Source organism: Nitritalea halalkaliphila LW7 (assembly GCF_000265075.1).
In the GTDB taxonomy this organism is placed as follows: Bacteria; Bacteroidota; Bacteroidia; order Cytophagales; family Cyclobacteriaceae; genus Nitritalea; species Nitritalea halalkaliphila.
This window is the reverse complement of sequence record NZ_AJYA01000030.1, coordinates 41,642-65,971: the sequence shown is the minus strand read 5'-3', so window position 1 is coordinate 65,971 and position 24,330 is coordinate 41,642. Positions and strand designations below refer to the sequence as shown.

Annotated in this window: 20 protein-coding genes, 1 tRNA gene, 1 other RNA gene and 6 pseudogenes; 23 read left to right on the top strand and 5 right to left on the bottom strand. The window is 50.1% G+C overall.

What is annotated here, in order from left to right:
• Positions 1–142: 142 nt before the first annotated feature.
• The 10 genes and pseudogenes from A3SI_RS11085 (at position 143) to tsf (ending at position 7,612) form a co-directional block, all read left to right on the top strand.
• Positions 143–945, top strand: a pseudogene (locus A3SI_RS11085) (DUF3108 domain-containing protein).
• 147 nt (positions 946–1,092) lie between these two features.
• A complete protein-coding gene (locus A3SI_RS11080; protein WP_009055907.1) occupies positions 1,093–1,782 on the top strand; it encodes a response regulator transcription factor in 690 nt (229 codons plus the stop codon).
• A gap of 6 nt (positions 1,783–1,788) precedes the next feature.
• Positions 1,789–2,857, top strand: a pseudogene (locus A3SI_RS11075) (sensor histidine kinase).
• A gap of 14 nt (positions 2,858–2,871) precedes the next feature.
• Positions 2,872–3,674: pseudogene (locus tag A3SI_RS11070) on the top strand (HipA family kinase).
• Positions 3,652–4,037, top strand: a pseudogene (locus tag A3SI_RS18295) (DUF3037 domain-containing protein). Before A3SI_RS11070 ends, A3SI_RS18295 begins: the two co-directional pseudogenes overlap by 23 nt.
• Before the next feature lie 110 nt (positions 4,038–4,147).
• A complete protein-coding gene (locus tag A3SI_RS11065) occupies positions 4,148–4,858 on the top strand; it encodes an RluA family pseudouridine synthase (RefSeq protein WP_009055906.1) in 711 nt (236 codons plus the stop codon).
• Between the two features lie 121 nt (positions 4,859–4,979).
• A complete protein-coding gene (gene rplM, locus A3SI_RS11060) occupies positions 4,980–5,423 on the top strand; it encodes a 50S ribosomal protein L13 (RefSeq protein ID WP_009055905.1) in 444 nt (147 codons plus the stop codon).
• Positions 5,424–5,437: 14 nt separating this feature from the next.
• Positions 5,438–5,824 (top strand): 30S ribosomal protein S9, encoded by a 387-nt coding sequence (gene rpsI, locus A3SI_RS11055; protein ID WP_009055904.1) that lies wholly within the window; start codon positions 5,438–5,440, stop codon positions 5,822–5,824.
• Positions 5,825–5,866: 42 nt separating this feature from the next.
• A complete protein-coding gene (gene rpsB, locus A3SI_RS11050) occupies positions 5,867–6,628 on the top strand; it encodes a 30S ribosomal protein S2 (protein WP_009055903.1) in 762 nt (253 codons plus the stop codon).
• A 159-nt stretch (positions 6,629–6,787) separates the two neighbouring features.
• Complete coding sequence (gene tsf / locus A3SI_RS11045; RefSeq protein WP_040670726.1) at positions 6,788–7,612, top strand: translation elongation factor Ts; 825 nt, start codon at positions 6,788–6,790, stop codon at positions 7,610–7,612.
• Positions 7,613–7,698: 86 nt separating this feature from the next.
• Here tsf and A3SI_RS11040 read toward each other — a convergent pair.
• Positions 7,699–8,996 (bottom strand): annotated as a pseudogene (locus tag A3SI_RS11040) (aminopeptidase P N-terminal domain-containing protein).
• Positions 8,997–9,185: 189 nt separating this feature from the next.
• Between A3SI_RS11040 and A3SI_RS11035 the strand changes: the two are divergent.
• The 5 genes from A3SI_RS11035 to A3SI_RS11020 are packed head-to-tail and all read left to right on the top strand — an operon-like array spanning position 9,186 to position 13,678.
• Entirely contained in the window at positions 9,186–10,415 is a 1,230-nt protein-coding gene (locus A3SI_RS11035; RefSeq protein WP_009055896.1) for a M16 family metallopeptidase, read from the top strand.
• A gap of 1 nt (position 10,416) precedes the next feature.
• On the top strand, positions 10,417–11,061 hold the full coding sequence (locus A3SI_RS11030) for an O-methyltransferase (protein WP_009055894.1): 645 nt from the start codon (positions 10,417–10,419) through the stop codon (positions 11,059–11,061).
• Positions 11,062–11,063: 2 nt separating this feature from the next.
• The gene (locus tag A3SI_RS17535; protein ID WP_238531727.1) at positions 11,064–12,131 is read left to right on the top strand and encodes a lytic transglycosylase domain-containing protein; all 1,068 of its coding nucleotides are present in this window, start codon (positions 11,064–11,066) and stop codon (positions 12,129–12,131) included.
• On the top strand, positions 12,086–12,655 hold the full coding sequence (locus A3SI_RS22695) for a LysM peptidoglycan-binding domain-containing protein (RefSeq protein WP_009055892.1): 570 nt from the start codon (positions 12,086–12,088) through the stop codon (positions 12,653–12,655). Before A3SI_RS17535 ends, A3SI_RS22695 begins: the two co-directional genes overlap by 46 nt.
• Before the next feature lie 9 nt (positions 12,656–12,664).
• The gene (locus A3SI_RS11020; RefSeq protein ID WP_009055891.1) at positions 12,665–13,678 is read left to right on the top strand and encodes a DUF3078 domain-containing protein; all 1,014 of its coding nucleotides are present in this window, start codon (positions 12,665–12,667) and stop codon (positions 13,676–13,678) included.
• On the opposite strand, the gene A3SI_RS11015 is transcribed toward A3SI_RS11020, so the two are convergent.
• The 4 genes from A3SI_RS11015 to A3SI_RS20855 form a co-directional block, all read right to left on the bottom strand.
• Positions 13,675–14,004 carry a hypothetical protein gene (locus A3SI_RS11015; protein ID WP_009055890.1) on the bottom strand — a complete coding sequence of 110 codons (330 nt, stop codon included), beginning with the start codon at positions 14,002–14,004 and terminating at the stop codon, positions 13,675–13,677. The two genes, A3SI_RS11020 and A3SI_RS11015, sit on opposite strands and share 4 nt — an antisense overlap.
• Before the next feature lie 264 nt (positions 14,005–14,268).
• Positions 14,269–15,420 carry a DNA polymerase III subunit gamma/tau gene (locus A3SI_RS11010; protein ID WP_009055888.1) on the bottom strand — a complete coding sequence of 384 codons (1,152 nt, stop codon included), beginning with the start codon at positions 15,418–15,420 and terminating at the stop codon, positions 14,269–14,271.
• A gap of 77 nt (positions 15,421–15,497) precedes the next feature.
• Positions 15,498–16,124 carry a DUF481 domain-containing protein gene (locus tag A3SI_RS11005; RefSeq protein ID WP_009055886.1) on the bottom strand — a complete coding sequence of 209 codons (627 nt, stop codon included), beginning with the start codon at positions 16,122–16,124 and terminating at the stop codon, positions 15,498–15,500.
• Complete coding sequence (locus tag A3SI_RS20855; RefSeq protein ID WP_238531726.1) at positions 16,121–16,279, bottom strand: hypothetical protein; 159 nt, start codon at positions 16,277–16,279, stop codon at positions 16,121–16,123. Before A3SI_RS20855 ends, A3SI_RS11005 begins: the two co-directional genes overlap by 4 nt.
• Positions 16,280–16,411: 132 nt before the next feature.
• Here A3SI_RS20855 and ssrA point away from each other — a divergent pair.
• The 8 genes and pseudogenes from ssrA (at position 16,412) to A3SI_RS10980 (ending at position 24,263) form a co-directional block, all read left to right on the top strand.
• Positions 16,412–16,817, top strand: a transfer-messenger RNA (tmRNA) gene (gene ssrA / locus A3SI_RS18290).
• A 33-nt stretch (positions 16,818–16,850) separates the two neighbouring features.
• Positions 16,851–16,925, top strand: a tRNA-Val gene (locus A3SI_RS11000).
• Between the two features lie 735 nt (positions 16,926–17,660).
• The gene (locus A3SI_RS21670; protein WP_262491780.1) at positions 17,661–18,080 is read left to right on the top strand and encodes a fatty acid desaturase family protein; all 420 of its coding nucleotides are present in this window, start codon (positions 17,661–17,663) and stop codon (positions 18,078–18,080) included.
• Positions 18,020–18,625, top strand: coding sequence for a fatty acid desaturase family protein (locus tag A3SI_RS10995; RefSeq protein WP_262491779.1), 606 nt, complete (start codon positions 18,020–18,022; stop codon positions 18,623–18,625). Before A3SI_RS21670 ends, A3SI_RS10995 begins: the two co-directional genes overlap by 61 nt.
• A 10-nt stretch (positions 18,626–18,635) precedes the next feature.
• Positions 18,636–19,339 (top strand): annotated as a pseudogene (locus tag A3SI_RS17525) (DEAD/DEAH box helicase); the annotation flags it as partial.
• A gap of 45 nt (positions 19,340–19,384) precedes the next feature.
• Entirely contained in the window at positions 19,385–19,882 is a 498-nt protein-coding gene (locus A3SI_RS10990; RefSeq protein WP_394330371.1) for a helicase-related protein, read from the top strand.
• 113 nt (positions 19,883–19,995) lie between these two features.
• Positions 19,996–21,228 (top strand): metallophosphoesterase family protein, encoded by a 1,233-nt coding sequence (locus A3SI_RS10985; protein ID WP_009055880.1) that lies wholly within the window; start codon positions 19,996–19,998, stop codon positions 21,226–21,228.
• Positions 21,225–24,263, top strand: a complete 3,039-nt coding sequence (locus A3SI_RS10980; protein ID WP_009055877.1) for an AAA family ATPase — start codon at positions 21,225–21,227, stop codon at positions 24,261–24,263. The genes A3SI_RS10985 and A3SI_RS10980 overlap by 4 nt, the downstream gene beginning before the upstream one ends.
• Positions 24,264–24,330: the final 67 nt, after the last annotated feature.

The window sequence follows — 24,330 nt, the reverse complement described above, 5'->3', positions numbered from 1 at the left end:
AACTCCAAACACTTACAAGTGGTTTTAAACACTCCAAAGAGTTTAGAGCTCCTAAAGAAAAGGATTTCCGACCATCCATACATGAAGTCCTTCTCTTTGACGTTGTAAAGATTGGAATAAGATTTGAAAGCATGCGCATATCATGAATAAATCCCTTCGATTAAGTCTTTTTGTGTCACTCATTGTCACACTTTCTGCCTTTACGCTTCCTGATCCAGGGCATGCGCAGGCGAAGAAGCGCGCATTCACGAAGGGGGAATCCTTAAAATTCACCGTCAGCTATGGGTTTCTAAATGCCGCAGAAGCCGTTATGGAAGTAGCTCCAGAAGTGAAGCGCTTTAATGAGCGCCCCGTCTATAAAATCGATGTCACTGGACAAACTCTGGGAATCTTTAAACTATTTAAAGTAAACGATACCTGGGGCACCTATCTGGACACCGCCCGCCTCATCCCTTATCACTCCTATCGCTTTTTAGAAGAAGGTAAATACCGCAAAAATGAACGTGTCTATTTCGACCAGCAGAAAGGCAAGGCCGAAATGAAGCTCTTTGATAGGGAAGATACGAAGGTCGTGGACACGAAAACATTCGATATCCCCCAGCAAGTACAGGACATCGTTAGCGGCTTTTATTACCTTAGATCCATGGACCTGGGACGCCATAAGCCCGGTGACGTCATTACCATTAATGCTTTTTCGATAAACAAACCTACGCCATCAAGTTAATTTACGAGGGGAGGGAAACCCTCAAAACCAAGTTGGGCACCTATGAAACCATGCTCTTCACCCCCGTAATGCCGCCAAACAAACTCTTCAAGGGAGAGTACCCGGTTACGGTATGGATTTCAGACGACGCGAACAAGATCCCGCTTAAAATTAAAGCCAAGTTAGTCGTAGGCGCCCTTCACATGGACCTGGTAGAGGCAAGCGGCATACGTAATAAATAGGTTACTATTTTTTAACATTCTCTTCACATTCAACCGATTTTATCGGTGGCATGTTGTGTTTTCTTAATTCCTAAGTGAAAAATAGCCGAATTCACCCTGCTTTCATTAATTTAGGGTCATCAAAAAACCTTTAGCAGCACGCTTAACATGAGTGAAAAACCGAAAGTCAGGATTCTGGTGGTAGACGATGAGCCAGACATCATAGAAATCTTGACCTATAACCTCGAAAAAGAAGGTTACGATGTCGCCTCCGCAGAGGATGGCGTGAAAGCGGTAAAGACAGCCGCCCGATTTAAACCCGATGTCATACTTTTAGACATCATGATGCCCCTACAGGATGGAGTGGAAACCTGCCGGCAGCTCCGAGAAAATCCAGACCTTAAAAATACTTTTATCATTTTTTTAACAGCCCGCGCTGAAGAATACAGTGAGGTAGCTGCCTTCGATGTAGGAGCAGATGATTACATCACCAAGCCCATTAAGCCTCGCGCCCTGATGAGCCGCATCGCTGCCCTTTTCCGCCGCGAATCAAAAAAGGAACAGGAATTATCCCAAATCAAAATCCGGGACCTCACCATCGACCGCACGAGCTACACCATCGATAAAAGCGGTAAAACCATCACGCTGCCGAAAAAAGAATTCGAACTCTTGTATTTCCTCGCGAAAAACCCTAATATGGTCTTCAGTCGCGACGATTTATTGCAAAACATCTGGGGTGCCGACGTATTCGTCCTCGCACGCACCGTGGATGTACACATCCGAAAGGTGCGCGAAAAAATCGGTGACGACTATATTACCACTGTAAAAGGAGTGGGTTATAAGTTCGACTTAGGTTAATCTATGATGTTTACCACATCCCGCGGGATAGCATTAATTTTAGGATTGGCGATCGCTTCTGTAACGGTCGCCTTTTTGTCCATCATGGAGGCCGCCACCCCCACGCTGCTCGTAGTGGCCTGGAGTATGGCCTTCGCCTCCGCCTACCTACTCACACTGGTCACACTGGAGTTTTTAATCTTTAAGGAGATCGCGAACATCTACTCCCTCCTCGAAAAAATCCAGAAAAAAAGACCTGACTGGCCTAAAGGATAAGCCCGCTAAACCAGGCCTTTCTCCGCTAAAAAACATAAACGCCACGATAAATAACTACGCGCTGGCGCGCAATAAGGAAATCGAGACACTCCAGAAAAATGCCGCCTTCCGGCGTGAGTTTATCGCAGACATCTCACATGAACTGAAGACTCCCATCTTTGCCGCCCAAGGCTACATCGAAACCTTACTCGAAGGCGCCGTAGATGATGATGCTGTCCGCTATAAATTCCTGAAAAGAGCGGCTAAAAGCCTCCACTCCCTGGATCGCCTCGTGCAGGACCTGCTCACCCTAAACCGCATGGAAAGCGGGGTGGTCAAATTCAACCTGGAAGTCTTCGACCTACGCGCACTACTGGCTGAGGTCATCGAAGAACTCGAGCAAAAAGCCGAAAAAAGAGATGTCCTCATCCGATTCTACGTAGATAAAAACCAGTCCTTCTTCACGAAAGCGGATCGAGAAAAGATTTTTCGGGTCTGCCAAAACCTCATCTCGAATGCCATTAAGTACAACCATGAAGGCGGTGAAGTAGAGGTCAGCCTGAAAGCCCAAAAAAACCGCCTCCACGTATCTGTAAAAGATAATGGCAAAGGAATTCCCGCAGAAGACCTAAAGCGAATTTTCGAACGCTTCTACCGAGTGGAAAAAAGTAGAAACCGCGAAGCCGGCGGTACAGGCCTTGGCCTCGCCATCGTAAAACACATCCTAGAAGGACATAAAAGTAAAATTTCCGTCAGCAGCACCGTAGGAAAGGGCTCCCTCTTTAGCTTCAGCCTCCCTGCCGCAGAAGTGAAATCTGGAGCTAAAGCCTTATCTTTGTAAAAAAAATCATACCCATGTCTACTAGCACGCTTCCCCCTCAGCTGCGCACGGTGCAGGTGACCCGCTACCGGATGCCACTGCGCGAAGGGGGATCACTCCCTGCCCTGGCTGATGCTGACGATGGATTCTCCTATGTCGTGAAGTTTAAAGGCGCGGGTCAGCGTGAAAAAGCCTGATAGCAGAACTCCTCGGCGGAGAAATCGCCCGCCTGCTCGGGCTAAAAGTCCCTGAACTGGTCTTTGCGCAGCTAGATGAAGCCTTCGGCCGATCGGAAGGAGACGAGGAAATCCAAGACCTACTAAAAGGTAGCCAAGGCCTTAATCTGGCCCTGCATTTCCTGTCCCATGCCATCACCTTTGACCCCGGCGCCACCACCGTAGACGCTGAACTGGCCTCGAAAATCGTCTGGTTAGACGCCTTCATTACGAACGTGGACCGCAGCTTTCGAAACACCAACATGCTCTGGTGGAACAGAGAGCTCTGGCTCATCGACCACGGAGCCTCCTTTCTTTTTCATCACAACTGGGAAAACTGGGAAAAGCAAGCGCTCAGCCCCTTCCCCCTCATAAAAGACCATGTCCTACTACCCCAGGCTGCACAGCTCGCAGAGGTAGATGCGGTCTTCAAGAAGCTGCTTACAGCTGAGAAATTGCAGCAAATAGTAGCCCTTATTCCCGATGAATGGATCTTAGCCTCTCGGGACGTCGAGCACCCAGAGGAAGGCCGCGCCATTTATGCCGCCTACTTGGAAAGCCGCTTGAATCATACAGAACACTTTATAAAAGGAGCGCAAGATGCCAGGAAAGCACTTATATGAATATGCCGTCCTCCGAATCGTACCCCGCGTGGAACGGGAGGAATTCGTTAACGTAGGCGTGCTTATCTGCTGCAAGCAGCAAAAGTTTTTAGCCTGCAAGCTCAACAGGACCTCCATAAAGTATTAGCCCTGGACCCCAGCGCCGACCTGGAGACGATTCAAAACTACTTAACCGCTATCGCGCAGATTTGTGCTGGCAAAAACCCGAACAGCCCCATCACGCAGTACGATGCCGCAGCCCGTTTTCGCTGGCTGACTGCTAACCGCAGCTCCATCTTGCAGACCTCCCGACCGCATGGGGGATTCGCCGAAGACCTCGAAGAGACGCTAAATGCACTTTACAGGGCCTTTGTCGCAGACTAAATACCATGCAGAAGAGCTGGGCAGGAGTCGATAAGAATATATTCTGAGCGAAGTATTTTCAGTAATCAACTTTATTGCCTACTTTTGCGCCCTTATTGGTAGCGAACTGCATGAAAAAAATTGATTTTAAGACGCTCGTGCTGTTTGAAAACGAGGATTACCTCGTAGTCAATAAGCCTCCCTTTTTATCGACGCTGGACGATAGGCATGAAGCCCAGAATATGCTGGAACTTGCCAGAGCATACACCCCTGATGCCCAGGTTTGTCATCGCTTGGACAAGGAAACTTCCGGATGCCTTGTTATCGCCAAACACCAGGAGGCTTATCGTAACATCGCGATACAGTTTGAAAACAGAGAAGTGCAGAAAGTGTATCATGCCGTTACAGCAGGGATACATCGCTATGAGGAAGTTCTAGTGGACCGAAACATAGTGGCTACCAACAAAGGAATCGCGCGCATAAACAAAGAGGGGAAGCCCGCTCAAACACGAGTCAGAACCCTGAAGACGTACTATGCGCATACGCTATTCGCCTGTGAACCGATTAGCGGTCGCCTGCACCAAATCCGGGTCCATTTGGCCTATCTAGGCCACCCGATCTGCTGCGACACCACGTATGGGGGCGCACTGATCTATCTGTCACAGCTGAAGCGGAGGTTCAATTTAAAAAAAGGCACAGAAGAGCTGCCTATCTTACAGCGCGTAGCCTTACATGCCTACGGAATCTGCTTCCAGGGAACAGATGGTCAGACCATAAAAGTGGAGGCCCCTTACCCAAAGGATTTCGATGTACTGGTACGACAGCTGGAGAAGAACAGCTAAGTGCAAGAAAATGTGAGGTATAGCATGCTTTCTTTTGCATATGAAAGAAAAAGCATCTATCTTTGTGTCCCTTTTTAGGGGATTATTGTATTTAATAAGCTCATAATTAAACATTTACACAGTGGATACATTAAGCTATAAGACCAAATCCGCGAATGAGGCAACTGTAGACAAGAATTGGGTGGTTGTGGATGCCCAAGCTGCAGTTTTAGGTCGCTTTGCGAGTGAGGTAGCACGTATTTTGAGAGGTAAGCATAAACCAAACTTTACCCCTCACGTGGACTGCGGTGATAACGTGATCGTTATTAACGCCGAGAAGGTTAGATTAACCGGTAATAAGTGGAACGATAAGGTGTACGTACGTCACACGGGATATCCGGGTGGTCAGCGTATCTCTACCCCACGTATGTTGAAGGAAAAAGACGGACGTATTCTCGTAGAGAAAGCGGTACGTGGTATGCTTCCTAAGACAAGACTGGGTCGTCAGCTATACCGTAACCTATTCGTTTACGAAGGCCCTGAGCATCCGCACGCCGCTCAGCAGCCGAAAGAAATCAAATTCTAATCGATCAGCAGTCTATGGAAATTATCAACACTATCGGTAGAAGAAAAACCTCTGTTGCGAGAATCTACCTAAAGCCAGGGAATGGTACTATCACCGTAAACAAAAGAGAAATCGCTGTTTACTTCCCTTTCGACTTACATCAGATCGTGGTCAAGCAGCCTTTAGCGCTTGTGGGCGAGGATGGAAAATATGACATCAACATCACAGTAGATGGTGGTGGCATCAAAGGCCAAGCAGAAGCTGCCCGTATGGCGATCGCTCGTGCGCTTTGCGAAATCAATGAAGAATTTAGATCTCCGCTTAAGAAAGAAGGTTTCCTAACACGTGATCCACGTATGGTAGAGCGTAAGAAGCCGGGTCGTAGAAAAGCGAGAAGAAGATTCCAGTTCTCTAAGCGTTAATCGGAATCTACTTATTATACTCTTTAGAAAAAAAATTATTCAATGGCACAAATCGAATATAAAGACTTACTGGATGCTGGTGTTCACTTTGGACACTTGACGAGAAAGTGGGATCCAAGAATGGCTCCGTACATCTTCATGGAGAAGAACGGTATCCATATCATTGACCTAAACAAAACGCTTGTTTGCCTCGAAGAAGCATCCAATGCAATCAAGCAAATCGTTCGCTCTGGCAAAAAAGTAATGTTCGTCGCGACGAAAAAGCAGGCGAAAGACTTAGTAGCTGAAGAAGCAAAAAGACTTAACATGCCTTACGTAACCGAAAGATGGTTAGGAGGTATGCTCACAAACTTCGCCACCATCCGCAAATCTCTGAAGAAGATGTCTTCCATCGACAAAATGATGAAGGAAGAGTCTTATAAGAACATGGCGAAGAAGGAGCGTTTGATGATCACACGTCAAAGAGAAAAACTGGAAACGGTTCTCGGCGGTATCGCTGACCTTACACGCCTTCCAGCAGCTCTTTTCGTAGTAGACATCAAAAGAGAACACATCGCCATCGCCGAAGCACAAAAGCTTGGTATCCCTGTGTTTGCTTTAGTTGATACGAACTCTAACCCGAATGAGGTAGATTTCCCAATTCCGGCAAATGACGATGCGTTCAAGTCTATCTCTCTTCTCGTAAAACTCTTTGGCGCAGCGATAGAAGAAGGTCTATCCGAGCGTAAAAGAGATAAAGAAGATGCGAAGCAGCAAGAAGAAGAAGCAGCTAAGAGAGCTGTTGATGCTGACTCTGCTGAATAATTCGATTTGACAGCATGTTTACAAAAAATTGAACATACGGTAACGCCCTGTGTTCAATTTGTTTAATATTCGGAGGCTTAGCCCCCTCCACTCCCCCTGCCTTTGCCGCAGCGAAACCCCTAAAAAGATATACAACCTCTTACATAAACTTTCTAAATCATGGCGATTACTGCAAAAGAAGTTAACGAATTAAGAAAAATGACCGGAGCCGGTATGATGGACTGTAAAAAAGCCCTAACCGAAGCGGAAGGTGACTTTGAAAAGGCAATCGATATCCTGAGAAAAAAAGGGCAAAAAGTATCTGCCTCCAGAGCAGATAGAGAAACGAAAGAAGGTACTATCGTAACGCGTGTAAATGGCACTACTGGTTACCTACTTTCATTAACGTGCGAGACGGACTTCGTAGCGAAAAACGAAGAGTTCGTGGCATTCGCGAACACAGCCATCGCATTAGCCACTGAAAACCAAGCGAAAACAGTAGAAGATATCCTCGCACTACCTCTAGATGGCAATACAGTAGGTGAAAAAATCATCGAACTTACAGGTAAAATCGGTGAGAAAATCGAAATCTCTCACTACGAGCAAGTAGAAGGCGAAGCTGTCGTTCCTTACATTCACTCGAATGGTAAATTAGGTGTTCTCGTAGCACTAAAAAATACTAGCGGTACTGATGTGGAGGAAGCTGGCAAAGATGTAGCCATGCAAATCGCCGCTATGAACCCGGTGGCTCTAGATAAAGACGGTGTGGATGCTTCTGTAGTAGAAAGAGAAATCGAGGTAGGTAAAGATCAAGCAAGACAAGAAGGCAAGCCGGAAGAAATGCTCGAGAAAATCGCTATCGGTAAACTAAATAAATTCTACAAAGAAAATACCCTGCTAAGCCAAACGTTCGTGAAGGACAACAGCAAGTCTATCGCGCAGTACTTAGACAGCGTAAGCAAAGGCCTAACCGTAGCCGCATTTAAGCGTGTAGCGATCGGATAAGATCTTGGGCGCTGCCCAAATTACAAAAGGCTGATTTCTCGCGAAATCAGCCTTTCTTTTTTTAAAAAACATACCTTTACCCTCGATTAGCCACGACCCGCCTGCATCAGCGCTTCGATTTCTTCCGCTTCGATGGGAATCCCGGCCATTAAATCTTCGAACCCGTCCTCCTGGATGACAATATTGTTCTCCAAACGAATGCCGATGTTCTCCTCCAACACATAAATCCCCGGCTCCACGGTGAAAACCATTCCCGCCTCTATCGGCGCATGCATCGTTCCTACATCATGGACATCCAGCCCCAGGTGATGTGAGGTGCCATGCATAAAGTATTTTTTGTAAGCCGGCCAGACAGGATCTTGATTCTTTATATCCGTGCGATCGATCAAGCCTAAGCCGAGTAGTGCAGACTCCATGATCTTTCCGACCTCCTTATGGTACTCCTGAATGGAAATTCCAGGACGAAGCAGCTGCATCGCCTCCCGCTGCACGCCTAAAACAGCATCGTAAATCGCACGCTGACGCGCGGTAAAACGCCCACTTACAGGAATCGTGCGGCTCATGTCTGCATTGTAGTTGCCGTACTCCGCACCTACATCGAAGAGCAAAAGATCCCCCTCTTGACAGACGGCCTTATTTTCGACATAGTGTAACACACAAGAATTACGTCCTGAGGCGATGATCGGCTCGTAGGCAAACCCGCGGCTGCCGCGTCGAAGAAATTCATAACTGTACAGCGCTTCGATCTCATATTCCCGAATACCCGGCCGCACCTCGCTAAAACGCGCCGAAAACCTGCCTCCGTAATCGCACAGGCACGACGCAACTGTTCCACTTCTTCCGGCTCCTTCACGCTGCGAAGCTGATGCAGGAGCGGCGCCAAGCGCTTATACGTGTGAAGCGGAAAACGCTCCTTGCAGCTGCTGATAAAACGAGCATCTCGGCTGGAGATTTCCACCGTCGCCCGTAAATGCTCATTCGTATTCAGATACACCTGCTCACTCAGGGCCATACAGATAGAGAATATACGATCAAACTGCGACAACCACTCCACGCGCGCCACACCGGAAGCCGCCTGAGCCTCCTCTTTCGTGTATTTATGGCCCTCCCAAATCGCTATATGCGCATCCGTCTCCCGAATAAACAGCACCTCTCGGTACTGCACATCCGGGCAGTCCGGACATAATAGCAAGATCGTCTGCTCCTGATCGATGCCCGTTAAATAAAACAAATCTGAATTTTGCTTAAACCGCATCGTCCCGTCCGAATTCGTCGGTAAAATATCATTCGCATGGAGCACCGCCACGGAGTTCGGCAGGAGCTGCGCCCGCAACTTGTCCCGATTTCGCTGGTAAAGTGCCGCTGGTAATGTCGTATAACGCATAAGTCTTTTCGCTTAAAAGGTAAAATCTTTACTTTCAGGCCTCCGGCCCGTTCCAAAGACGAAAATACGAGCTTTAATCGACAATCCCCAGCCCGAGAAATTCAACAAATAAATCCTTATATTCGCAGGTAAAATAATGCCGGAAGGACACTTTCGCCCTCCGGAGCTTTTTATCCGTACCGTATTTTCATGGCCTATCAGTTAAAGGAGTTACCGAATGGTATTCGCATCGTTCACCAAGAAATCACCCACACTCGGCTCGTCCACTGCGGATTTATCCTCGACATTGGCAGCAGAGATGAGACCCCGGAAGAAGAGGGGCTGGCACATTTCTGGGAACATATGGCCTTTAAGGGAACCAAAAAACGGAAGGCCTTTCATATCATCAATCGCCTAGAATCCCTCGGGGGTGAACTTAACGCCTACACCACCAAAGAAAAAATTTGCTTCTACAGTTCGGTCCTGCACACGCACTTTGCGAAAGCGGCAGAGCTCCTCTGTGACATCACCTTCGATAGCATCTTCCCGCCGAAGCAGATCGAAAAGGAGCGACAGGTCATCCTCGAGGAGATGGCCATGTACCGGGACTCTCCGGACGACAGCATCCAGGACGACTTCGACGCCCTCCTCTTTCAGGGGCACCCCTTGGGCGGAAATATCCTCGGGAACGAGAGGACAGTTTCGGGCTTCGCCCAAAAGGATTTTAAAGCCTTCATCGAAAAAAATCTCGACACGCGAAAAATCGTATTCTCCGTCGTCGGAAACATCCCCTGGGAAAAAGTCCTGCGCACCGTAGAAGGCTTCCTAAGCGCTATCCCTTCCCGATTTTTGACGCGGGAGCGTCTCCCCTTCACCCAGTACGTCCCGAAACTGCAGACGGCGGAGAAGGAAATAACCCAAGCCCACATGGCCCTCGGAAAGGTCAGCTATGGCCTGAGCCACCCCTACCGCTACCCCTTTTTCCTGCTGAATAATATCCTCGGAGGGCCCAGCATGAACAGCCGGCTGAACATGGCACTGCGGGAAAAAAACGGATACGTCTATGGCGTGGAAGCCCACTACCAGACCTTTCATGACGTGGGCTTCTGGGGCATTTTTTTTGCCACGGAAGTGGGCACCCTGACGAAAGCCCATACCCTAGTCCGAAAGGAACTGAAAAAACTGCGCGAGAAAAAACTGGGCACCCTGCAGCTGCACATGGCGAAGGAGCAGGCCGTGGGCCAAATGGCCATGGCAGAAGAAAACTACGCCGCCCTGATGCTGGTCTTTGGGAAAAATATCCTCGATAAAAACGAAATCCCAAGCCTAGAAAGTATTTTCGAGCTTATCCGCAGCACCCGCGCGGAAACCCTCCAAGAAATCGCACAAGAGATGTTCGCCGAAAGCGAGCTAAGCACCCTCACCTACAAGCCTGCCTGATATGGAATTTATAGACGAAAAACTACAAGCCTACTGCGAGGCACACACAAGCCCGGAAGATCCGATTCTGGCGCATATCACACGCGAAACACACCTGAAAGTGCTGATGCCACGCATGCTTTCCGGAAACCTACAGGGAAAGTTTCTCGAAATGCTTACACGCTTTATTCGCCCAAAGCGCGTGGTGGAAATAGGCACCTACACCGGGTATTCGGCCATCTGCATGGCGCGCGGCCTGGAAGGGGACGCCATTTTGCATACCTTGGATATCAATGTGGAACTGGAAACGATGGTCAGAGGCTTTTTCGAAAAAGCAGGCCTAAGCGATAAAATCGACTACCGCCTGGGAGATGCACAGGAGCTAATCCCTGCGCTGCCCGACGGGATAGATATGGTGTTCATCGATGCCGATAAGGAAAATTACGGTCGCTACTACGACTTAATTTTCGATAAACTGGCGCCGGGCGCGGTAATTTTGGCCGACAATGTGCTCTGGTCAGGAAAAATTCTGCACGAGGGACCGAAAAAGCCGGATAAAGATACCGCTGCACTTATCGCTTTTAACCGCATGGTGCAGGAAGACCCCCGCGTCGATAACATTTTGCTCCCCATTAGGGACGGAATCCTCGTGGCCCGTAAAAAATAAGTATGAAACGCTGCATGTCATTTTTACTGCTGACCCTCCTTACTGGAATCCTCTGGAGCTCGCCAGACAGCCTGAGCGCCAGAACCATAGGACCAAGCCCGGCGCTCCGATCGGTGCTTAATAGACCCGTTCCGCAGGTGCCCGCCCGCATGCAGGTCGCGAATATGCAGCTGGAGCTGGATGCGCAGGCACGCCGCGAAATTCAAGCGGATGTCGATGCCCTCTACCGAAATGAAAATTACCTGCAGATTAAGCTAAGACGCATTCGCACCTACTTGCCACTCGTAGAGGCCGAACTCCGTGCCGCAGGCATGCCCGACGACCTGAAATACCTGGTGATCCAAGAAAGCAGCCTGATCGCCGATGCCGTCTCCAGCTCAAACGCCGTGGGCTACTGGCAGTTCAAACAAGGAACTGCCGAAGAGGTCTTCCTTCGTGTGGACCGACAAATCGACGAACGCAAAAACATCGTCAGCTCCACCCAAGGAGCCGCCCGCTACCTAGGGAAAAACATGGCTACCTTCGACAACTGGATGGTGGCGATCGTGGCCTATCAGATGGGGCCCGGTGGGGCCAAAAATTATTTCGGCTCTCAATTTAGCGGTCAGCGCAAGCTTCAAATAGACCGCAAAACACACTGGTATTTCAAGAAATTTCTGGCACATAAAGTGGCATTCGAGGGATATCAAGATGGATTCGTCTCCCAAACAGAGAGCCTCCAAGCCGTCCCACTTCAAGGCCCCACCACCCTAAAATCTCTGGCCGCGGAATGGTCTGTCCCGCTGGAGCGGTTAGAGGCCTACAACAAATGGACACGTGATGGACACATCCCCGGCGATAAAACCTACACCGTAATCGTCCCGGGAGCCAGTGATATACGGCCTCCCGTGCTGGCAGAACGTCGCCCACAAGCAGTCCCTTCCCCCTCCGATCCGAGCCTGCTGGCAGGAAATGTGCCATCCGCCTCAGCTATTTTAACAAGCGCACCCGAGCTGTACCGCAGCAGGCGACCAGCCAAAGCGCCATGGCAGCACAGCTGGGCATGCGAGAAGGTAAATTCCGCCGCCTGAATGATCTGGAAAAGGGAGCTCCCATAGAAGCGGGGGTCAACTATTTCACACAGCGAAAACGGGGACGCGCAGAAGACGCCGAAACCCACGTGGTACGCGCTGGAGAAAGCCTCTGGCATGTAGCGCAGCGCTACGGAATCCGCTTGCAGCGCCTCGAATATCTAAATCGACTAAAAGAAAATGAGATTCGTCCCGGAATGGTGTTAAATTTGCGCAAGCGACGTGGAAAAAACGAAGCCATACGCACGCAAAACGTGCCCGCAGATAACAGACCGGCAGCACCTCGTCAGGCAGCGCCCGCCCAGCCAGGGCCCGCTCCCCGACCTGCGACCAGTACGCCGCCACCAGCAAGAACCGAGAGCCCGGCAAATGGCAGAACCACCCATACCGTGCAGCAGGGCGACACCCTCTTCGGGATCAGTCGCCAGTACGGCATCAGCGTGGAAGCACTCAAGTCCTGGAATGGGATAGGCGCCGATAATGTTATCCGCGTAGGCCAGCGTTTAATTGTCTCAGCACCCTAGTGCCCTTACATGATGAAACGATTTTTATGGTTCGCCCTCGCAGGGCTTCTTTTCAGCTTTCTCAGCATCAGCCCCGGGGCTTACGCCCAAAGTGAGGAGGATCGCCTCATGCTGGCCGATACCCTGCTCATCGCCGGGGATACCATCATTATGCTCGGCGATTCTGTTATCATCAAAACCGCCGAAAAACCGCAGTATTGGAAAAAACGGGGCAACTTCTCCCTCAGCCTTCAGCAGGTGACCTTAAACAACTGGGCAGCGGGTGGAGCGAGTAATTTTGCACTGAATAGCTCTCTACAGCTTGGCGCTGAATATGCCAAAGACAAAAAAGTATGGGACACCAACCTGACCGTCAACATCGGCTTTAACCGACAGGCAGACCGGCGCTTTCCCACTCGGAAAACGAACGATAACTTCCTCTTTATTAGCAAATACGGCCGAGAGCTATCGAGTCGCTGGCTGCTCTCTACCCAGCTAGACACCCGAACACAGCTCCTCCCCGGCTACCGGTTTTTTCGACCTCCAGGTGCGGAGCTAGACGCCCGAGACCGCATCTCCGACCTCTTTAGCCCGGCCTTTATTCAGTCTTCTACAGGTCTAAATTACAGGCGGCAGTTCGATAATGGCAGCCGAATCTCCATCATCGGATCCCCCTTTACGGGCCGATTCACCGTAGTACTCGACGACTCCCTCAGCAGAGCAGGAGCATTCGGCGTTACGCCCGGGGAACGTGTAAACCCTGAAGCAGGAGTCTCTATCAGCTCCACGACGGACATCATCATCATGGAAAATGTGCGCTGGAGAGCCGATCTCAACCTCTTCTCTAACTTCGAAAGATTGGGAAACACCGTCGTCAACCTGAACTCGGTCATCACCCTGCGCGTGAATAAATACATCACCACACGCATCGAAACCGTCTTGATTTACGATGAAGCCGTCCGCATCCCGCAGGATGTCGGCCCTCCCATACAGGCCGTGCAGCTCCAAAATCTCATCAACTTCGGTATCGGCATCGACTTTTAGAAATCTGTCTCCAACCCGAACCGTCGCTTAAAATCGCCGAGCGCGGGATGTTTCTGTAACAAATACTGGAATTTATCGCTACTCGTGTAAAGCCTCTCCGCCGCAGACTGCTGTTCCTCCTTTATTTCGTATTCGAGTTGTAAATCCCGGTGGTCGAAGGCGCGCCGAAGACGCAAAAGGAACTCCGGACGGTTTTTTAGAAACACCGTCTCCTGAATCTCACTAGTTAAAAATAAGCGCAGCCGGCTCGGCGGCTCATGTTGAAAACGCTGCTTGAATAAGGTGGCTCCAGGCTTCGGCTTCCCCCTGCAGACGGCGAGCCTCATCTTGTAAAACGGCAGCCAGTTGCTCCACGACCAAAGGCCTATTTCCGATTCCCGCTAAAGGATCTTGCTCTTTTACTTGCTCCTGCCGTGCGGAATCCTCTACCCGCTGCCCTTGCTTCTGCTTCAGCAGACTTTGGGCCTTTTCATAAGAAGCCGGAATCGGAAGTGTGGCACGCGCTGGGGATTTCTTCGCAGCAAATGGATTCGGACCCGAAAAAAGCTGTTGGCCCGACCCGGCTTGCCCTTCCTCCGTCTCCGAAGTGCTTAAGCCGTTACTTTTTTTTTTGTGACTGTTTCGGCTACCGCAGCCATGGACAAGGCTGCCGGAAGTTTGGCCATCTTCATCAGCGCCAGCTCCACATGCAAACGCTGATTTTTACTGGACTTAAACTGTATGTCGCACTGACTGCCGATACTGAGGGCAGAAAGCAAAAAAGAGATACTGGCTTGCTCCGCCTGCTCGAGATAGCGCTCACGCGTTCCCTCAGACACCTGCAGAAGCTGCACCGTAGCGGGATCTTTACACACCAGCAGATCACGTAAGTGCTCGCAAAGTCCAATGATAAAATTATGCCCATCAAACCCTTTCTTGAGAATCTCATCGAATAAGAGCAAGACCTCAGAAATACTCTCCCCTAGTAGACTACTGACCACTTTAAAATAGTAGTCATAGTCTAAGATATGCAGGTTTTGGATCGTCTCCTGGTAGGTCAGCTTGTTGCCAGCCGAATAAGTCACGATAAGATCGTAAATCGACAGCGCATCGCGGAGCGCACCGTCCGCCTTGGTAGCGATCAGACGCAGCGCCTCCTCCTCATACGTGATGGATTCCTCCGAAGAAATGTACTTGAGATGCTCTGTGATATCTCCGATCTGAATCCGATTAAAGTCAAAGATCTGACAGCGCGAAAGAATCGTCGGGATAATCTTGTGTTTCTCGGTCGTCGCCAAAATAAAAATAGCATACTTCGGCGGCTCCTCCAGCGTCTTTAAAAATGCATTAAAGGCCTGATTCGACAGCATGTGCACCTCATCGATGATATACACCTTGTAGCGCCCTTTTTGCGGTGCATACCGCACCTGCTCGACCAAATTTCGGATATCATCGACAGAATTATTCGATGCTGCATCTAACTCATGCACATTAAACGAAGCATTCTGGTTAAATGCTTTACAGGAATCACACTGATTACAGGCCTCAAAATCCTCCGTCAGGTGCTCACAGTTGATGGTTTTCGCTAAAATTCGCGCACAGGTCGTCTTCCCCACCCCCCGTGGACCACAAAAAAGAAAGGCTTGTGCCAAGTGATTATTTTTAATCGCATTCTTTAACGTCGTCGTAATATGAGACTGTCCGACCACACTTCTAAAATTCGAAGGGCGGTACTTGCGCGCTGATACCACAAAATTTTCCATCGCTGCAAGATAGGAAATTCTCTGCTTTTTTCCCCCTGCCAGCAGGAATAGAAGCGAACAGAAATGCTTGCGCCCGCTTAGAAATTAAAAGCGATTCCTGTCCGAAAGGAATAAATAAGGTTCGTAATTTCTACGATGGGACGATCCTCATAGGCGATTTCGAAGGTATTCGTCAGGGAAAGGCGCTCACTCAGCTTGGTATTCAGTACAGTAGAGTTATTCAGACGATGCCGAAAAAACCCAAAGTCCCGATCATAGCCCACCTGGTAATAATTGACGGTATTTAAGCTGACATAATCATTTATACTCACCCGAAAGGAAAGGTAATTCGAAGATTTCAGGAACTGCACCTCTCGAAAGGCCGGCACTTCTGCCCCCGGTATCAGCCAGCGCTCCTCTTCGTAAATCGCCCCGACACCCAGCACCAGCCGTAAATTTTCACTCTTGGCCAGCACCCTGCGTAAGGAGCCTCCGAAAACCCAGCGCGGATCCAGACCCCTAAAATTATCATAGGAATACTGCGCCATGACTTCAAAATTATAGGTGCTTTCCCGAAAAAAATTAGCCCGTGTATGCAGGAATCCGAAGTTTAAAAAGTCGTTCTCGTTGATGCGCAGATAGTCGACCTTAGCCACTACCATATAGGCATGCTTGCCCGGATAATAGAGCGTATTAAAATCCAAGTTATAGCCAAAAAGGTTCACGGGGCGTCTGCTGCCGCACTCCGATTAAAGACATTTAGCCCCGCATTTAGCTTCATCATGACCGATTTGCTGGTATCTTTTGCCAGCCGGTACTGTTCGATATTCAGAATTTGGCTTTGGGCCACCCGGCCCAAAAGGAAAAAAGTAACAATCAAAAAAAGGGTTTTTAGCCTCATAGCAGTTCAATTTTTTTTTCGAAACTAGGCGCAAAAACCATTCCGCTAGGTAAAACAGGGAACAAAAATGCATTATCGTCGCTTATTGTGTTATATTTGCATACCAAAAATGGGGCTGACCGGTTTTGACAGTAGGTGTAAGGACTGGGCTCGCATGTCAGGTGGAGTATGTACGCCTGTGAATCATTCATACGAACTATAATTGGCGAAAATAATTACGCCATGGCTGCCTAATCTACCCCTCGGGGACTAGATACTGCTTAAAGGGTTGAGTCCGCCAAGGTGGATTCCCCGGCCACATCCCACCACGCTTTGCCTTGTCAGGGTGGATCTGGGGTGTCGACTTGACAGGGCTGCGCTCTTCGAGGCTACTAAGAGGAGTAAAGGACAGTAGCTAAGCTGCAGTATGGTGTGTCACCCAGCGAGCTGCAGTCGAAAACCCAACAGGTGACTAAACATGTAGACGGTACGGTGTTTCCCTATCTGGACGCGAGTTCGAATCTCGCCAGCTCCACATCCGCTGAAGGCTTATACTTCGGCAGTAAAGAAAGGAACCTTAGCTCAGTTGGTTTAGAGCGCTGCCTTGACAGGGCAGAGGTCGTGGGTTCGAATCCCTCAGGTTCCACTTTTTCTCTTTAGGCGCGGGACGGCCTATCCCCCTTTTTTTTAAGCCACAGCCCACACTTTCGTTTGCTTTCTTTTCCATGTTCGTTTGCTTTCTTTTTACGCATATTTACTTTCCTTTCTGATCGTTTGCTTTCTTTTTCTTTCGTTTGCTTTCTTTTTAAGGGCTATTCACTTTCTTTTTTGTTCGTTTGCTTTCTTTTCGAAAATCGCTTAGGGAGACTGCTCAGAAACGAAAATCAGCAAAAAAAAGCATAAGCGCCTACCTAATTCCAGTCCGCACTACTTCTAGTTGCGCTGCGGGAGAAGAGAAAAATTTAGGCACAGGGGAGGAAAACCGAAAAATATCCCTACCTTTAAAAAATCAAAGAGCACGTTTCTTTGGCGCACCAGTTTTTTAGACCTATAAAACTGAAACTGTCGCGCACCCTTAGTTCCGCTTAGTTTCAGTTCCGCTCAGGCATCGTTCGAGTACCACTTTTAACTTTTTCGGAGATTTTCTCATCCTTATATCCAGTACCTATACGGCACATTTCTACTCGCTGAGACACGCGTCTCCTGCACACCTTAATTACTAAGTTTACCACTAAAGATTACGCTTATCAAAACGATTCGATTTCGGCAGTCAGGCTCCACTGATTTTGCCACGACATTACGCAGCCGCGTAAATGCCACCCTCGCCAAGTCCAGAAACTCTAAGTACGGCAACAGTTCCATGTACGCTAAAACCCTTTTCATGATCTGCCTTTATGCGCTACCTATCCTCCTAGTGACCACAGGAGTGCTGACAGCGACCTGGCAGCTCTTTCTCGCCTACATCCTCAGCGGACTCGGCATGGCAGGAATAGGCATGGGCGTCATGCATGATGCCCTACATGGCTCTTATTCTAAAAATCAAACCCTTAACAAGTGGATGGGCTACACCTTAAACATGGTAGGGGCACATGCTGCAGTTTGGAAAATTCAGCATAATGTCCTCCACCATACCTATACGAATATCCCAGACGGTGACGATGATATTAATCCCCCTTTCGTGCTTCGCTTTTCTCCTCATGCCCCCCATTACCCCTGGCACAAGTACCAGCACCTTTATGTATGGTTCTTCTATGGCTATCCACCATCAGCTGGGTCACGAGTAAAGACTTTATTCGGCTGACACGCTATTATAAAATGGGGCTCGTAAAGGACGAGAAAACGTATCGCAAGACCATCTGGAATATCATCGCTTGGAAACTGGTTTATTACACCTTTATCCTAGCACTTCCGATCCTGCTCTCACCATTTAACGTGGGACAGATTCTTCTGGCTTTCTTAGCCTTGCACTTTGTGACAGGATTATCGATTTCACTCATCTTTCAGACCGCGCACATTACTCCGGAGGCAGCTTTTCCGAGCACGGACTCCACAGGAACCGTACCCGGCGATCGCATGAGCCATCAGCTGGCGACGACCTGCAACTATTCGCCGAAGAGCCCTATATTTTCTTGGTGTATCGGCGGATTAAATTATCAAGTAGAGCATCACCTTTTTCCGGATATTTGTCACATTCACTATGCGAAAATCGCTCCAGTGGTAGCACAAACGGCAGAAGAGTTCGGCATCCCCTATTACAGTAAACTATCCTTTCTTTCGGCTTTAAAAGCCCACACCCGTATGATTCGGGAACTTGGCCAGCCCGTAGCTACGCTACAAAAAGCCTAAACCAATTTACATGCAAACTAGAAAAAATAATGCCCCCTCAGCAGGGCGCTCAACAGCATCCGGTAAAGCAAACGCCAACACAGGAAGACCTCAAAATCAGGATCGCAGAAGACAAGCCAAGAAAAAGCCTGTTTCCCAAATAGACCCTGCTCTTCTAACGAAAAAAGCGATCGCTAAACCAAGTGCTCAGGCGGAAGCTCCTGTGGCCTCCGTGCCCTTTGCGCGATTAGCGCTTCCGGAAATACTGCTGACGAATGTACGCCGTAAAGGCTACGAAGTGCTTACGCCTATCCAAGAAAAAGCTATCCCGGCGCTTCTAGAAGGACAAGATGTGCTCGCACTTTCGCGCACAGGCTCAGGAAAAACGGCGGCTTTTCTACTGCCCTTAATCACGAAGTTGATGAAACGTCCTGCCTTACGCAGCGCGCTAATCCTAACCCCTACACGAGAACTGGCCCTACAGATCGAAGAAGAGTTTAAGAGCCTCTCGGCCGGGACGAACTTACGCGTAGCCACCTTTATCGGAGGCACCTCGCTGCCGCAGGATCTGCGGAAATGCCAGGCACGCCAAGAGGTGCTCATCGCCACACCAGGCGCTTACTGGACCTGGTAAATCAGCAGGCCCTGAAACTGGATAAGGTAGATACCCTGATTTTAGATGAATTTGACCGCATGCTCGACATGGGCTTCGTGCATGACGTCCGTCGTATCGTCGCGCTCGTGGGAACACGGGAACAAACGGTACTCTTTTCCGCCACCATGGACGATAGTCAGCGCAAAATCATCAGCAGCCTCATGCAGGAGCCCGTAGAAATCCGTATCCACCACAGCGGAGCAGCGAATGAGCAGGTAGATCAAGAAACCATCCAGCTAAAAGAAGGCGAGGATAAGTTTCTGGCTCTGCAGCAGCTCTTAGGAAGACCCGATATGGAAAAAGTGATTCTGTTCACAGAAACCAAGCGGCTGGCCGACCGCCTAACCAAGAAATTAACACGAGAAGGCATCACAGCAGGTCAAATCCACGGGGATAAATCCCAAAACTTCCGAAATAATGTGCTTCAGAAGTTTAAAAACGGTGGCATTCGCGTGTTAGTAGCTACAGATGTGGCCGCCCGCGGTATCGACGTGCAGGATGTGAGCCATGTCATTAACTATCAGCTCCCCCTCACCATGGATGCCTATATCCACCGCGTAGGGCGTACGGGCCGTGCCGGCAAAACCGGTAAGGCGATCACCTTCTTGGACCCGAAGGGATAAAACCTGACAAGGACTGACACAAGCAGTCCGGCAGCTTGCTCCTTCTCTAAATTACGAGTACTTTAGTCTTTCCGAAAAGGAGCGAACGTACATCAATCAGATAGAGAAGGAGCATGCTTAAAATTTTACATACGGCAGATTGGCATTTGGGAAAGCGCCTGCAGGAATTTTCCCGATTAGAGGAACAGCGCGCAGTCTGCGAAGAGCTTATACAGCGAGCCGAGGAGCAGGATGTAGACCTGATACTTCTGGCGGGGGACATTTTTGACACCTTTAATCCCAACCATGAAGCGGTAGAGCTGCTTTACCGCACGCTGCGTCGCCTCTCGAAAGGAGGGCAGCGCCCCATCATCGCCATCTCCGGAAATCACGATAGCACTCAGTTCATCGAGGCACCAGACCCACTGGCCCGAGAGCTTGGGATTCTTTTTTACAGCCGATACGACACGGTGCTGCCCACAGGCCGACTAGATAGCGGCATCGAAATTACAGCATCCGCCCCTGGTTTTGTGGCCCTGCGCCTCCCCCAGCATCCCTTTCCTATTCGCATCCTACTGGCTCCCTACGCGAACGAAGTCTTACTCAAGCGCTATCTGGGAGAAGAAGACCGTGAAGAAGCCCTACGAGAGCTCTTGAAACTCCGCTGGCAGGAGCTGGCTGACACGTATTTTGACGAAAAAGGGGTGAATCTCTTCATCGGGCACTTCTTTTTCATACCCGAAGGAGCCAGCCCAGAGCCGGAGCCCGAAAGTGAGCGGAGCATCTTGCACGTAGGCGGCACACAGGCCCTTTTTACCTCCAGCATTCCCGCTGGAACACAGTATGCCGCCCTGGGACACCTCCACCGCTGCCATCAGGTGGATCCGAAAAGCCCCTTCCCGATTTACTATGCCGGAAGCCCCCTAGCCTACTCCTTCAGCGAAGCCGAACAGCATAAGCATGCGGTGCTGGTGAAGGCCCTCCCGGGCCAAAAAGTCCACACGGAATTAGTGCCGCTCCACAGCGGCCGCCCCCTGTACCGCAAACGCTTTCAAAACACCTCTGAGGCGCTCAGCTGGCTGGAAGCACATCCCGACTGCCTCGTCGAAATCACACTCTGCGTGGAAGAAGCCATCGACGCCGTGAGCCGAAAACAACTTTTGCAAGCGCATCCGGGCATCGTGCACCTCATCCCCGAGCGCCAGGGACAGCGCAGCGCCACCCAAGCAATACGGGCTGCAGACCTCGAAAAGGACATGCTCAGCCTCTTTCGCATGTATGTGGAAAGTAGTCAGGGACAGCCGCCTTCCGAAGAGCTCCTCACTCTCTTTAAAGAAATTACCAGCCAAGAAAATCCATCCTCATGATTCCTTTACGACTCGAAATCGACGGTCTGTACTCGTATAAAGAAAAACAAGAACTCGACTTCCGAGCCTTGACGGCAGCAGGCCTGTTCGGGATCTTCGGCGCCGTGGGCTCTGGTAAATCCTCCCTGCTGGAAGCTATCCTCCTCGCCCTCTACGGAAGCACCGAGCGCCTGGCTGACCGCGGAGAAAAGACGAGCATGCTGCATGTGAACAAAAACACACTCACCATCGCTTTTGAGTTTTTAGCAGGCCCTGAAAATAGCCGCCATTATCTCGCGCGCTACCAGGTCAAGCGCGAAACGAAAGATCGGCAGAAAATTAAACCTGCCGAGCATACCTTTTACCTACGCGATGAGGAGGATAGGGACTGGCTTCCACTCACAGAAAAGGCGGAAGACCTGCTCGGCATGAAAAAAGAACATTTTAAGCGGACGATCATCATTCCCCAAGGCAAGTTCAGAGAGTTTATCGACCTCACGCCCGGCCCTCGCGCTGACATGATGAAAGAACTCTTTCAGCTGGAGCGTTTTGACCTGGGAGGGAAGACTCGGAAGTTAATCGATGAACTGAAAATCGAAAAAATCCAAGTGGAAACGCAGCTGGCTCCCTTAGAGGAGGTGGAGGAGGCCAAGCTCACAGAGCAGAAAGAGCAGCTCCTAAACGCTAAAACGGAGGTAAAGGCTTTAGCTGAACAAGTGGTGAAGGCAGAAAATGCCTACAAAAAAATGCAAGAGTGGCGGCGGCTACAGGATGAGCTTGAGAAAAGCGAGGCTGCTTTAAAGCGGCTCCTCGAACGAGAGCCAGAGATGAAGGCGAGGGCGGCTCGATTTAGTACCCAGCGCATGGTCCAAACGGAGCTATTGCCCACCTTCCGCCAGCTCGAGGAAGCGAAGAAAGAGCTAAGCGAACAAAAAAAGACCTTACAACAACTGGAAGCCGAAAGTGCCACTGAAAATAATCGGCTACAAGAACTCCAAGAATCCAAGCAGCTGCTCGATAAAAAAGCAGCCCAGCAGCCTGAGCGAGAGGCGAAAGTGCGCGACTTAGAACTGATGCTTCGCATTAAGGTAGTGGAGAAAGCTGAAGAGATGGCCGCTCAGCAGGTAGCACTACTCCAGCCAAGGCAGCAGGAAGCGCAAGCACAGCTCCAAGCCTTAGAGGCTCAGGTGACTCAGGAGGAAGACCTACTGCGCGCTATCCCTGTCCCATCGCTCAGCCGTATCGGAAGCCTCCACAGCAGTTTACAAGAGGCAGAGCGCCTACAGCGGCAGCGAATCACGCTACAGAAGGCGTGTACCGAGGCTGAAAGTAAGGTAAACCAACAGAAAGCTGCGCAAAACGAACTTTTAGCCCTGCTTCCAGACGCCTACGCGACCTGGCAAGACTGGTTGGATAGCTTAGAGGAAGCGCAAGAGCAGCTGGAGCAAAAGCAGGAGGAGTTAAAACTGAGAAATGCCCTGCAGGTGCACCGCCATGCGCTAACTCCAGGAATGCCCTGTCCGCTCTGTGGTGCGGAAGAGCATCCCAACCCTCTTCCCGAAACGGAAGCAGACGAGATGTGGGATCGCTTACAAAAAACACTTCAGGCAGGTAAGGCGCAGCTCCAAAAGGTACTCCAGCAGCAGCAGCAAGCAGAAAGGCTAGCGCAAGAAATCGCCTTTGCTACCAGCTCCTGGCAAGAGAAAAAAGCTGAGCTGGCGCAAACCGAGCAGGAGGAGCAGCTCCTACTGCAAAATTGGCGGGAAATGGGGCTCACAGACCAGGAAGCGGCGCGCCAGTACTTGGAGCGTTTAAACCAAGAGGCAGAGACACGGAATAACTTGGAACATAAACTGCAGCAGCAGCGGCAGCAGCTGGCCAAAGCCCGACAAGACGCTGAGACGGCGGCAGAGCGACGGCGGCAGGTAGACCAGGAGCTTCGAGAGCAGCAGCTACAGCGCGCTTCTCTCGAAGCGCAGCTCACAGACCCTACTTTCTTAGACACATTCAGGGCACAGACCCCCGAACGTATCCGCGATATGGTGGAACGCGTAAAGCGGGACATCGAGGAAGTAAGTGTTAAGATACAGGAAGCACAGCATGCATTAGAGGCGAGTCAGCAGCGGTTAGCACATCTACGCGGGCGCACAGAGACTTTGGGCCATGCCCATGCACAAACGAGCACTAAGGCGTCAGACCTTCAAGCTCTCCTAGAGCGCAAACTAGCCGAGCAAGGGCTGGACGCCGCGACTTTCGAGGAACTCCGGCGCGAAGAGATCGCCATAGTAGAGGAAGAAGCCGTTCTGAAGCAGTTCGATGAGGAAAAAACCCATCACCTGAAACAAGGCCAAAGCCTACGCGAAAGCTTAGGAGAACACCGCGCCTCGGAACAGGATGTGGCACAGGCGCTGGAAGCACTGGAGGAAAAACGGCAGGCGAAAGGGGCTTTAGATACGCGAATGGCGCTACTGGAGGAGCACATCCAGCAGCTCAGCGCAGCCTGGACTAAAAAACAGGAATTGACTGTTCGTTACCATGCCCTTTTAAAACGAGAAGGGAATCTCAGACTCATGGAGGGGCTATTTAAAGGCAGTGGTTTCGTGAAGTACGTAAGCACCATTTACTTGGAGGAGCTCTGTGCTACGGCGAACAAGCGTTTCCATCGGCTTACACGTAATGCGCTGAGCCTGAAAATAGATGCAGACAATACCTTCTGGGTCATCGATTACTTAAATGGGGGTAGTGAGCGCCTGCTTAAAACTCTCTCTGGGGGACAGGCATTTCAGGCATCTCTATGCTTAGCTTTAGCATTAGCGGAAAAGGTGAAAGCCCTTAATCAGGCGGATAAGAGCTTTTTCTTTTTAGACGAGGGCTTCGGAGCGCTGGATAAGGCCTCGCTACACATTGTCTTCGAGACCTTAAAAGCACTGCTACAAGAAAATCGTGTCGTGGGTATCATTTCCCATGTGGAGGAACTTCAGCAGGAAATTAGTGTCTACGCACAGGTGAAACTAGACCCAGAAAAGGGGAGTCAAGTGAGCTACTCCTTTGGGTAGGAGCACTGGGAATACGTTAAACAGGAGGTGAATGGGCCGAAGGCCAAAATACCTCCTCTTCAACGGC

What these genes read in the sequence shown, in the direction of transcription:
- A3SI_RS11080 (WP_009055907.1), top strand. Translation starts at nt 1,093, where the DNA reads ATGAGTGAAAAACCGAAAGTCAGGATTCTGGTGGTAGACGATGAGCCA.
- A3SI_RS11065 (WP_009055906.1), top strand. Translation starts at nt 4,148, where the DNA reads ATGAAAAAAATTGATTTTAAGACGCTCGTGCTGTTTGAAAACGAGGAT.
- rpsI (WP_009055904.1), top strand. Translation starts at nt 5,438, where the DNA reads ATGGAAATTATCAACACTATCGGTAGAAGAAAAACCTCTGTTGCGAGA.
- rpsB (WP_009055903.1), top strand. Translation starts at nt 5,867, where the DNA reads ATGGCACAAATCGAATATAAAGACTTACTGGATGCTGGTGTTCACTTT.
- tsf (WP_040670726.1), top strand. Translation starts at nt 6,788, where the DNA reads ATGGCGATTACTGCAAAAGAAGTTAACGAATTAAGAAAAATGACCGGA.
- A3SI_RS11035 (WP_009055896.1), top strand. Translation starts at nt 9,186, where the DNA reads ATGGCCTATCAGTTAAAGGAGTTACCGAATGGTATTCGCATCGTTCAC.
- A3SI_RS11030 (WP_009055894.1), top strand. Translation starts at nt 10,417, where the DNA reads ATGGAATTTATAGACGAAAAACTACAAGCCTACTGCGAGGCACACACA.
- A3SI_RS17535 (WP_238531727.1), top strand. Translation starts at nt 11,064, where the DNA reads ATGAAACGCTGCATGTCATTTTTACTGCTGACCCTCCTTACTGGAATC.
- A3SI_RS22695 (WP_009055892.1), top strand. Translation starts at nt 12,086, where the DNA reads ATGGCAGCACAGCTGGGCATGCGAGAAGGTAAATTCCGCCGCCTGAAT.
- A3SI_RS11020 (WP_009055891.1), top strand. Translation starts at nt 12,665, where the DNA reads ATGATGAAACGATTTTTATGGTTCGCCCTCGCAGGGCTTCTTTTCAGC.
- A3SI_RS11015 (WP_009055890.1), bottom strand. Translation starts at nt 14,004, where the DNA reads ATGAGGCTCGCCGTCTGCAGGGGGAAGCCGAAGCCTGGAGCCACCTTA.
- A3SI_RS11010 (WP_009055888.1), bottom strand. Translation starts at nt 15,420, where the DNA reads ATGGAAAATTTTGTGGTATCAGCGCGCAAGTACCGCCCTTCGAATTTT.
- A3SI_RS21670 (WP_262491780.1), top strand. Translation starts at nt 17,661, where the DNA reads ATGATCTGCCTTTATGCGCTACCTATCCTCCTAGTGACCACAGGAGTG.
- A3SI_RS10995 (WP_262491779.1), top strand. Translation starts at nt 18,020, where the DNA reads ATGGTTCTTCTATGGCTATCCACCATCAGCTGGGTCACGAGTAAAGAC.
- A3SI_RS10990 (WP_394330371.1), top strand. Translation starts at nt 19,385, where the DNA reads ATGGACGATAGTCAGCGCAAAATCATCAGCAGCCTCATGCAGGAGCCC.
- A3SI_RS10985 (WP_009055880.1), top strand. Translation starts at nt 19,996, where the DNA reads ATGCTTAAAATTTTACATACGGCAGATTGGCATTTGGGAAAGCGCCTG.
- A3SI_RS10980 (WP_009055877.1), top strand. Translation starts at nt 21,225, where the DNA reads ATGATTCCTTTACGACTCGAAATCGACGGTCTGTACTCGTATAAAGAA.